1 protein-coding gene and 5 pseudogenes are annotated in these 5,428 nt (G+C 63.9%); 4 read left to right on the plus strand and 2 right to left on the minus strand.

Going from position 1 to position 5,428, the window contains the following annotated elements; genetic code table 11:
• Positions 1 to 101: 101 nt before the first annotated feature.
• Positions 102 to 761, plus strand: a pseudogene (locus ACZ4NT_RS38585) (transposase); the annotation flags it as partial.
• Positions 762 to 2,049: 1,288 nt separating this feature from the next.
• Positions 2,050 to 2,730, plus strand: a complete 681-nt coding sequence (locus ACZ4NT_RS38590; RefSeq protein WP_402374693.1) for a DUF6928 family protein — start codon at positions 2,050 to 2,052, stop codon at positions 2,728 to 2,730.
• 17 nt (positions 2,731 to 2,747) lie between these two features.
• On the opposite strand, the pseudogene ACZ4NT_RS38595 reads toward ACZ4NT_RS38590, so the two are convergent.
• Positions 2,748 to 3,799, minus strand: a pseudogene (locus ACZ4NT_RS38595) (IS630 family transposase); the annotation flags it as partial.
• A gap of 169 nt (positions 3,800 to 3,968) precedes the next feature.
• Between ACZ4NT_RS38595 and ACZ4NT_RS38600 the strand changes: the two are divergent.
• Positions 3,969 to 4,191: pseudogene (locus ACZ4NT_RS38600) on the plus strand (IS701 family transposase); the annotation flags it as partial.
• Positions 4,192 to 4,392: 201 nt separating this feature from the next.
• On the opposite strand, the pseudogene ACZ4NT_RS38605 reads toward ACZ4NT_RS38600, so the two are convergent.
• A pseudogene (locus tag ACZ4NT_RS38605) lies at positions 4,393 to 4,757 on the minus strand (IS701 family transposase); the annotation flags it as partial.
• A 217-nt stretch (positions 4,758 to 4,974) separates the two neighbouring features.
• Between ACZ4NT_RS38605 and ACZ4NT_RS38610 the strand changes: the two are divergent.
• Positions 4,975 to 5,428: pseudogene (locus ACZ4NT_RS38610) on the plus strand (IS5 family transposase); the annotation flags it as partial.

Genomic DNA, 5,428 nt, shown 5'->3' on the forward strand with positions numbered 1-5,428 from the left:
CACGCTACGAGAAACGGGCCTACACCTACCTCGGCACCGTCACCGTCGCATCACTCATCATCTGGCTCCGCACATGATCCGAGAAACAGCGCCTAACCCCGCTCCAACGGTTCGGCTCCCCGGACCAGATCCGCGAGGGCGGCCACCGACAGCTGGTCACCTTGCTGCGACGGCAAGCCCTGCGGATGGCCGAACGTCTGGTTGAGGAGATTTTCGCCGACCTGGACGAGCAGACCGTGACGGTCCCGGGAACCGAAGCAGGCGCGCTGATCGTCCCGAGTCTCGCCGTCTCACTCACAGCAGTCCTCGACCAGCGCAAGCTGCTTGGCCGGGCGCATCGAGAAAACTGCTGGAGGCGGAGGTCTTGATGTCGATGCCGGGAGTCGGCGTCAGGACAGGAGCCCGCATCCTGATCGAGGTCGGCGACGGCAGCACCTTCCCGACCGCCGGCCACCTTGCCGCCTATGCGGGTCTCGCCCCGGCGGCCTGCAGCTCGGGCTCCTCGATCCGTGGCGAGCAACCGTCCCGGAGAGGAAACAAGCAGCTCAAACGGGTCTTCTCCCTCTCCGCGTTCGTTGCCCTCAGCGATTCGGCATGGCGGGCCTACTACGGCAAGAAGATCAACCAGGGCAAGCACCACAATGCTCTGCCTCGCCCGACGTCGGGCCGACGTCCTGATCGACATGCTCCGCGACGGCACCTTCAATGAGCGAATGGCGCCGGTCACGGAAGGAGGTTCGGCGGGGCATTGCTCAGGATAGATCGAGAAAATGCGTCGGGAGATGAGCGCCTATACGGGGCGTGGTCGCAGGCAGCGGTAGAGACGACGTCGGCCGTCCCGCGTGCCGCTGAGCCTTCAGCTCTACTGCCCGCCCGCAGTGTGTACGCATTTAGTGGGCCCTACGGGTAAATATCGTGAGTACACTCAAAGCCATCGACACATGGCCGCATTGATGAATCGCTCCGTTCGAGGTGTGTATTTCCGCTGAGCCGCTACAAACGTCTCCACTCGGGTGATCTCGCCAGATGATCCGGAGGAGGAGGGTCTGGCAGGTGTTTCGTTATTCGGACTTTCGAGGCCCGAGGCAGACAGGATCCTCGACCGCTTGCAGCGCTGCTTGGCCGTCTTCCCGGTCTGTTGGCCGCAAGGACATCGCCTCCATCGTCGACGGTGCGCCGGTGCCCGCACGATCTCACTTCGAGCACAAACTGCGGGTATCGCCTCAGCTATAGGTCGTCATCGATGCCAACAGCTGCCGGGGCCGTTGGCTTCCCGCGGCGAGCTCTGTATCCTGACGCCACGCCTGACCATCCGGGCCCATACCGTTAGTTGACATTCCCGGTGGTCCCATCCTATCCCGCTCCGTCATTCGGTGGAGCATATTTTCGAAAGATGGACGCCAACGCATGAAGTATCAGTGGAGTCAATACTCATTTGCCAGTTCGATAAACATTCGAAATTCCGATGTAGAGATCATGCGGTGGCTCGTAGAACCCGACCTGATGACAAGGTGGGTTGCCAATCTCGACACGGTAGTCTATCTAAATGCGCCGAGTAAAGTAGGCGCTCAAACCAGACTGGACTTCGGCTCTGGCCGGAATGGCCCAGGGACCTTCCGTGGGGAAGTGGTTGCCTTGAGCGCGCAGCTACTTGTTCGACGCTACAGGCCGGGATTCGCTCCGGAGAAATACGAGCGGACTGTACGTTACGATCTGCGAACGTCGCAATCTGGCACCGAGTTGAACTGTTGCATCGACACCGGACTCCTTGCTCTCCAGCGCACTTTACCGCTCTCTGTCAGCAATGCCGAAATTCTCCACTTGCAACGATCCTTAGAGCGGCTGCGCCTATTCGCCGAAGGAGCCCGTCGAATTCCGATTCTACGTCGACTCAGAGATTCATCTCTTTTGGCTCAACCTCTGTAATTGCCTTCCTTGTGTGGTTGCTACTGAACTTGAACTCGTGATGTCGGCCGGGGTATCGGGTGGACTGCTCGTCGTCTGTCGGAGGTGATTGGTAGCCTCCCGGCAGGACTTCACACAGACCGTATGGGAGCGAAGACCGCAGTGCTGGCCTATGCAGACGATGCGATTGCCAACCTGCTCCAAGACGTATCAACGAGTGAGATCGACGGGGCTATGGCACTGGTTGCCCGGGTTCGCCCCGGTTACCGCGTAGACGCGGACGACGAAGAGGCTTGGGAACTGGCGGACGCGCTCTACCCGCCCGAGGGGACCGTCTGCGCGCTGTCGGCGTCGGGACTTGACCTGGTCTGCGACCAGGAGGTCATGCTCGACCGGCCCTCGGAACTTCCGCAGCACCTGGTCGCGGCCAGCCGGGGCCGTCGCCTCTATCTGCACGCTATGCACAGTGTCGTCGACTGGCTGGCCTTCGCGGTCTGGGACGACGGCAAACTCGTACGCTCACTGAGCCTGTCCCCGGACAGCGGCGTCATCGAGGACATCGGCGAACGGCTCCCGTTCGAGCTTCCGTACTGGGAGGGCCGGCACCCGGTGGAGCCCTTTCCACCCTTCGAGGACGAGGAGCCATACCCGCTGCCGTTCCATCCGCTGGAGCTGGGCGAGCGATCGCTGCTGGAGTTCTTCGGCTTCTACGTGGAAGGCTTCTCGGACGAGGAGGACGCCCCCGAGCCGGTGGTGGACATCTGGAGCGTTGAGCTGCATGGCTTCCGCGTGACGGCGATGTCGCAGGACGAGGCCGCGGACTGAGCAAGGCAGTCCTGGAAGCTCAGCCCAGTGGCGCCCAGACAGCCGTCAACCACCGTCGGCCGGTACTGGAGCGTCTTCAGTCGGCGCTTCACCGCCCGAGTGATCTCCGCGAGGTTGGCCGCGGCGAGGTTGCCGATGTCGCGCTTGACCAGTGACCAGATCCCTTCGGTGGGATTGAGATCAGGGGCATAGGTCGGCAACTGGAACACCGTGAGCCACTCGGAGTTTGCTTCGATGAACTCGCGTAGGGGTCTCGTCAGGTGCAGCCGGACGTTGTCCCAGACCAGCACAATTGGCCCACCGAGCTGGATGCAGGCCCGGATGATCAAGTCCCGGAAGTCGCGCCAGCCGAAGCCCTTCGGCTGGTCTTTGCGCCCGGTGTACTCCCGGACCGCGTAGAACAGCCGCGACTGCTGGCCCGGCTTGTAGCAGGTCAACCCGACCATCGACACCCGCCCGGACCCCCGGCCGCGCACCTTCACGACCGGCGTGCAGCCCCGACGCCCCCAAGTCCTCGCCCGCGGCGGAGTCAGCGACTGCCCGGCCTCGTCTTCGAAGACCAGCCAAGCCCCGCGCTCCGCCGCGATGGTCTTACCCGCGGCCAGGTCTCCTTCTGCCACACCTCCACAGCCGCGTCATCGCGCTCGATCGCCCGCCGGGCCGGCTGCTGCCAGCTCCAACCGTGCCGCTTCAGCAGCCGCCAGGTGCCCTCGACCGTGTAGGAGACATGGAACAGCCGGCCAATCAGAGTCTTGATCCGTGCCAGCGTCCACCGCTGGTCCGCCCACCCGTGCGCCAGCGGACCACGCCCCAACTCCCTCTCCAGCCTAGCGATCTGGGCTTCACTGAGCCGAGGTCTTCCCGGTGACCCCTTCGACAGCAACCCGGCTTCGCCGCACTCGCGCCATGCCCGGCGCCACCGCTCGACCGACCGCTCGCTCACGCGCAGCGCGGTCGCGATCTCCGAGCTCTTCTGCCCCGCCTCGAAGCGCTCCAGGGTCTGGAGCCGTAACCGCTCCCGCCCAGCCCTCTCGGCGTCGGTCAGCCCTCCACCTTGCGCATACCTCACGCCCCCCAGGGCTACCGGTACCGAGTGCCGGCTGTCAGGCAAACGAACCGACATCACCCAATCAAGCTCAGTAGTAGTTGGAGCACGTCTTCATGATTATCGAGGATCGGCATCGTTATTCACCCATTCGGGGTATGTGCCAGGTCAAGTGAGGCAGTTTAGTACTTTCGCCTACACACCCCTCGGCATCGAGATCACCGAGCTGGTCCGGATCGCCGGCTCCTGCTGGGCGATCAAAGGAGTGCTTCCAGGCCGCGAAAAACGAATGCGGCCTGGACCAGTACGAAGTCCACCGCAACATCGGCTGGTACCGGCACATCACCCGGGCCATGCTCGCCCACGCCTTCCTGACAGCAATCGCCGCCCAGGCCGCTGATGCGGCAAAGGGGGGCTGCAGAAACGGATCAGCCCTCGTCCCGCTCACCGTGGCAGAAATCAGGCGACTCCTGGACACTCTCCTGCCCCACCCCCAAGCCGACCGCGATCTTGTCACCCACGCACTGAAGTGGTCGGCCCGGAGAAGACGCCACCAAGCCATCGCCCGCCGCTGCCACTACCGAAAACGCAGTTCAGGACTCGGAACCGCTGGTGGAGTAGTGGGCCATCTCTTCGGGGTCGGACAGGCTGCGGCGGGCCATTACCCAACGGTGATGGGTTGGCGGGTCGGGTCAAGGATGAGGTTGGCGGGCAGCTTGGCGGCGGCCCAGTCGTAGACGCGTGGGCCTTTGGCGCCGTTGCCGCGGGAGAGTTGCTGCCAGGCATCGGCAGGGGGGCCTCGATGAGCTGGTCGATGCGTCAGATGCCGGCCAGGGACTTGATCTGCTGGGACTTGGGCACCGCCACCACATAGCCGAGGTCGAGTTGTTCGAGCAGGCGGCGAAAGTGCCAGTCTTGTCCATAAGCCTCGTCCGCGGTGACCCGCAGCCGGCAAACCGGCGGCCAGGCAGCGGCGGACCAGAGCTTGGATTCGCCTGAAATAGGGTGAGGGTCGTGGTAATGACGGACCTAAAAGGGATTGGCCCTGGTGGACAGGAGGTTGTATCTGCCGACGGCTTGGACCGCGGAGGAATTCGCAACCAAGGGCGAGCTCGCGAAGGCAAGCCGATGGTCACTCGCTGCTAGGACTTGTCCGGCCGATCATGTGACTATTTCGTCCACGGGTCGTTGATGTGGACATGGGGCGGGGAGATCTGACGGATGCCGAGTGGGAACGGCTGCTGTCCTTCCTGCTGGTGAGCAATGGTCGTTGCGGCCGGTGGCGGGATCACCGTCAGGTGATCGACGGGATTCTGCACCGGGTGCGGACCGGCGTTCAGTGGCGGGACCTGCCCGAGCGGTTCGGCCCGTGGAAACCGTCTACGAACGCCACCGGCTGTGGTCGGCCGACGACACCTGGGAACGTCTGCTGCAGCAGGTCCAGGCTGCAGCAGACGCGGCAGGTGAAATCGACTGGGACATCTCGGTGGACTCCACCATCGTCCGCGCCGATCAGCACGCGGCCGGCGCCCGCACCGATCCGCCCCCTGCGCCCGCCTCAAAGGGGGACGACGAGGTGGAACGCCAGGACGAGACGCCGTGGCAGAGCCTCGTCGGCCGCCTGGTGGAGGTGGTGCTGGAAGTGAGGGCTTG

It is taken from the genome of Streptomyces sp. NPDC026417 (assembly GCF_055567695.1).